3 protein-coding genes are annotated in these 4,422 nt (G+C 63.5%); all 3 read right to left on the bottom strand.

The genetic code is table 11. The annotated features are described in order from the left end of the window. Positions 1 to 2,829 (bottom strand): aminomethyl-transferring glycine dehydrogenase (gcvP, locus tag ACR0D9_RS20485; protein WP_480540088.1); only part of this gene is annotated, 2,829 nt, incomplete at its 3' end. 114 nt (positions 2,830 to 2,943) lie between these two features. Further along, the gene (gene gcvH, locus ACR0D9_RS20480; RefSeq protein ID WP_209505056.1) at positions 2,944 to 3,309 is read right to left on the bottom strand and encodes a glycine cleavage system protein GcvH; all 366 of its coding nucleotides are present in this window, start codon (positions 3,307 to 3,309) and stop codon (positions 2,944 to 2,946) included. Between the two features lie 18 nt (positions 3,310 to 3,327). Beyond that, positions 3,328 to 4,422, bottom strand: a complete 1,095-nt coding sequence (gene gcvT / locus ACR0D9_RS20475) for a glycine cleavage system aminomethyltransferase GcvT (protein WP_480484953.1) — start codon at positions 4,420 to 4,422, stop codon at positions 3,328 to 3,330.

Genomic DNA, 4,422 nt, shown 5'->3' with positions numbered 1-4,422 from the left:
CATTGGTGGGCATGTGCAGACGAGGTTTCGGTCGCCGTATGCGTTGTCGACGCGGTTGACGGGGGACCAGTATTTGTCGACGCCCATGGATCCCGGCGGGAAGCAGGCCTGTTCGCGGGTGTAGGGGCGGTCCCAGTCGCCGACCAGATCGCGCACTGTGTGGGGGGCGTTTTTCAGCGGGTTGTTTTCCGCGTCGATCTTGCCGTCGATGATGTCCTGCGCTTCCGCGCGGATCGAGAGCATGGCGTCGCAGAAGCGGTCGAGCTCGTCCTTGGGTTCGGATTCGGTGGGCTCGACCATCAGGGTTCCGGCCACCGGCCAGCTCATCGTGGGGGCGTGGAAGCCTGAATCGACCAGACGCTTGGCCACATCGTCGACGGTGACATGCGCCGCCTCGTCCAGCGGCCTTGTGTCGAGGATGCATTCATGTGCCACCCGACCCGTTTCCGAGGTGTAGAGGATCGGATAGGCGTCCTTGAGCCGCGCCGCGATGTAGTTGGCGTTCAGGATCGCCACTTTGGTGGCCTGCGTCAGCCCCGCACCGCCCATCAGCAGCACATAGGCCCATGAGACGGGAAGGATCGAGGGCGAGCCGAAGGGTGCCGCCGAGACCGGACCCACGGCGGTGCCATATTCCGGGTGGCCCGGCAGATGCTCGGCCAGATGCGCCTTGACGCCGATCGGACCCATGCCGGGGCCGCCACCGCCATGCGGGATGCAGAAGGTCTTGTGCAGGTTCAGGTGGCTGACATCGCCGCCAATGTCACCCGGACGTGCCAGCCCGACCATGGCGTTCATGTTGGCGCCGTCGATATAGACCTGACCGCCGTGATCATGGGTGATCTGGCAGACCTCCTGCACGGTGGTCTCGAACACGCCATGGGTCGAGGGGTAGGTGATCATGCAGGCGGCCAGATGGTCCGAATGCTTTTCCGCCTTTTCGCGGAAATCATTCAGATCGATATTGCCCTTGTCATCCGATTTCACCGGCACAACCTGCCAGCCCACCATCTGCGCCGAGGCCGGGTTGGTGCCATGGGCCGAGGTCGGGATCAGGCAGACATTGCGCTGCCCTTCGCCGCGGGCGAAGTGATAGTTGCGGATGGTCAGAAGGCCCGCATATTCGCCCTGCGCGCCCGAGTTGGGCTGCTGGGAGATCGCGTCATACCCGGTGATCTGGCACAGCTTGTCGTTCAGATCCGCAATCATCTGATGGTAGCCCTGCGCCTGATCTTCGGGCACGAAAGGATGCAGGTTGCCGAACTCGGGCCAGGTGACCGGGATCATCTCGACCGTGGCGTTCAGCTTCATGGTGCAGGACCCCAGCGGGATCATCGCCCGGTCCAGCGCCAGGTCGCGGTCGGCCAGACGGCGCATATAGCGGGTGATCTCGGCCTCGGCCCGGTTCTTGTGGAAGATCGGGTGGGTCAGGTACGCGCTTTCGCGCAGCGCGTAATCCGGCAGGCGGTATTGCTTGTTCGAGCTGTCATCCTTGCGGTCGATGCCGAAGGCACCCCAGACCGCCTCGATGGTCTCGGGGCGGGTCTGTTCGTCCAGGCTGATGCCCACGCGGGTCTCGCCGACCTTGCGCAGGTTGACGCCACGGGCCACGGCGGCCTCCATAACGACATTCTGCAGATGGCCGACCTCGACCGTGATGGTGTCGAAGAACACCTCGGGTTCGACCGCAAAGCCCGCCTCTTCCAGACCGGCGGCCAGGCGCGAGGTCTTGCGGTGCACCGATTGCGCGATCGCCTTGATGCCGTCGGGTCCGTGATAGACCGCATACATCGAGGCAATGACGGCCAGCAGCGCCTGCGCGGTGCAGACGTTCGAGTTCGCCTTTTCGCGGCGGATGTGCTGCTCGCGGGTTTGCAGCGACAGGCGGTAGGCCTTGTTGCCGCGGCTGTCGATGCTGACCCCGATGATCCGGCCCGGCATCGAGCGCTTCAGCTTGTCGGTGGTCGCCATATACGCGGCGTGCGGGCCGCCATAGCCCATCGGCACGCCAAAGCGCTGGGTCGAGCCGATGGCGATATCCGCGCCCATCTCGCCGGGGGATTTCAGCAGCGCCAGCGACAGGATGTCGGCGGCGACAACGGCGATGGCGTTATGTTCATGCAGCGCCGCGATCTCGGTCGTGAAGTCGCGCACATGGCCATGGGTGCCCGGATACTGGAAGATCGCGCCAAAGACGGCACCTGCATCCAGCTGATCGGGATCGCCCACCTGCACGTCGATGCCCAAGGGTTCGGCGCGGGTTTTGATGACCGCGATGGTCTGCGGATGACAGTTGCGATCCACGAAGAAGGCCGCGTTATTGGCCTTGGACCGGCCGCCGCGCTTGGCCATTGCCATGGCTTCTGCCGCAGCCGTGGCTTCGTCGAGCAGCGAGGCGTTGGCCACATCGAGCCCGGTCAGGTCGCTGACCATGGTCTGGAAGTTCAGCAGCGCCTCAAGCCGGCCCTGGCTGATCTCGGGCTGATAAGGTGTGTAGGCGGTGTACCAGGCCGGGTTTTCCAGGATGTTGCGCAGGATCGGCGCCGGAGTGGTGGTGCCGTAATATCCCTGACCGATCAGCGAGGTCAGAACCTTGTTCTTGCCCGCCACCTGCTTCATGTGAAAGAGCGCATCGCGTTCCGTCATCGCCGGGCCCCAGTCCAGCGGTTCCTTCTGCCGGATCGCCGGCGGGACGGTGGCGTCGATCAGCTGGTCCAGCGTCTTGAAGCCGATCACCTGCAGCATGTCGCGCATTTCGGTGGGCGACGGGCCGATGTGGCGGCGATTGGCGAAGTCATAGGCTTCGTAATCGGTCAGTTTGAAGGCCATTGCAGCGCTCCTCAAGGATAGGTCAGACCCGGCGGAGACAGCAGGAGCCTCCGGCGGGAGTATTTGGAAAAAGATGAAGCAGGGAGCCCCGGTCTCTGGGGCTCCGGGCCGGATTTAGCCGATAAAGGCCTTGTAGCCGGCTTCGTCCATCAGATCTTCCAGCTGCGCGGCATCGGCGATCTTGATCTTGTAGATCCAGGCCTCGCCCTCGGGGTCGTCGTTCAGCGCGCCGGGGTTGTCAGCCAGCGCCTCGTTCACTTCCGTAATCTCGCCATCAACCGGCGCGTAAAGCTCGGAGGCGGCCTTGACGGATTCGATCACGCCGATCTCGCCATCCTTCTCGAACTCGTCGCCCACCTCCTGCTGCTCGACAAAGACCACCTCACCCAGCTGCTCGGCCGCGTGTTTGGTGATGCCCAGCGTGGCCGTGTCGCCGTCGACCGCCAGCCATTCATGTTCTTCGGAATAATAGGTTGCCATGGTGTCTCTCTCCTGACTTCAACGCTTGTAATTCTGTTTGACGAAGGGCAGCGCCACAATCTGCGCCGGTTGCGCCTTGCCCCGGATGATCAGGTTGACCTTCTCGCCCGGCTCGCCATGGCCCGCGGACACATAGCCCATCGCAACCGGGCCGCCGACCGTGGGGCCAAAGCTGCCCGAGGTGATCTGACCGATGGTATTGCCCTCAAGGCATTGCACTTCCACGCCCTGACGCGCGGGGGCGCGGCCGTCGGGCTTGATGCCCACCAGCTTGCGCGCAGGCCCCTCGGCCAGTTCGCGCTGCACACGTTCCGCACCCGGAAAGCCGCCTTCTTCCTTGCGGCGCTTCTGCATCGCCCAGCCAAGGCTGGCCTCGACCGGCGAGGTGCTCTGATCGATGTCATTGCCATAAAGGCACAGACCGGCTTCAAGCCGCAGGCTGTCACGCGCGCCCAGACCCGCCGGTTCGCAATCCTCATGCGCAAGGAACGCCCGGGTGATCTCGATCGCCTTGTCCTCGGGGATCGAGATCTCATACCCGTCCTCGCCCGTGTATCCCAGCCGCGAGATGCGGCATTCGACACCCAGGATGTCGGCAATCGTAGTTTCCATGAACTTGAGGTCGCGCACCGCAGGGCAGAGCGCGCCCACCACGTCCTCGGCCTTGGGGCCTTGCACCGCGACCAGCGCGCGGTCGAAAATCTCGGTCACTTCGACGCCGTCCAGATTGGCGCGCATATGCGGAATGTCCTGATGGCGCAGCGCCGCGTTCACCACCACAAAGTAATGATCCCCCGCGTTCGACACGATCAGGTCATCCATGATCCCGCCTTCGGCATTGGTGAAGAACCCGTACCGCGCCTTGCCTTCCTTCAGCGTCGCATAAGCCTGCGGACACAGAGCTTCCAGCTTCTCGCCCACATCCTCGCCCCGCAAAATCACCTGACCCATATGCGACACATCAAACAACGCCGCCTTCTCGCGGCACTGCTTATGCTCGCCCATGATCCCCAGCGGATACTGAACTGGCATCTCCCACCCGGCAAAATCAACCATCTTGCCGCCCAACTCAACGTGAAGCCCAAAAAGCGGCGTGCGTCTAATCTCGGTCAT

The organism is Ruegeria sp. AK11 (assembly GCF_056541095.1).
This window is presented reverse-complemented; position numbering and strand designations above follow the sequence as displayed.